Origin of the sequence: Acetobacter lambici, from assembly GCF_011516885.1 — a bacterium.
Taxonomy (GTDB): Bacteria; Pseudomonadota; Alphaproteobacteria; order Acetobacterales; family Acetobacteraceae; genus Acetobacter; species Acetobacter lambici.
Window position 1 is genome coordinate 1 of the sequence record NZ_WOTD01000179.1, and the last position, 559, is coordinate 559.

General features: G+C 47.9%; 1 pseudogene. It reads right to left on the bottom strand.

Features of this window, described 5'->3' with window-relative positions:
- Positions 1-106 precede the first annotated feature (106 nt).
- Positions 107-388 (bottom strand): annotated as a pseudogene (locus GOB86_RS15760) (integrase core domain-containing protein); the annotation flags it as partial.
- Positions 389-559: the final 171 nt, after the last annotated feature.

Here is a 559-nt window from a genome sequence, read left to right on the forward strand (position 1 = left end):
ACGCCCACAAATCCAGCGTCTCTTCAACAGACGCACCGCCATTCATCATATCCTGAATCATGGTTACCCATAGATTCAGAACTCAACAAAAAATGCAACTGTAGTGCTAGGTGTTTGGTCCCGGGGTTTGATGGGTTGGATTGATGATGAATCTTTCTGGCTCTGAAGTCCATATTTTGCAGACGTATTCGTAAGGCGTGAGGCCACTCAGCGTCTTGAGCCTTCGCCCGAAATTATAAGCTGCCATGAAGTCGTTGAGGTGTGTCCTCAACTGCTCATGACTGTCGTAATGGAAGCGTTTGACGGTTGCCTCTTTGATTGTCCGGTTCATCCGTTCAACCTGACCATTGGTCCAGGGATGATTGGGTTTCGTCAGACGATGTTCGACGCGGAAATCTCACAGAAGGGTTGTACATCGGGTTAGATTATGAAAAAGTCTATTTTGTGTAAAGAAATTTTCGTAAGCTATAAGAAAACCCGATGCAGACAGAGTGTAGCGCAGGCGCGTATGAGTTTCCAGCCTCCTGTGGACGGCGTGTTGTGGCCCGTTTTGACGGGG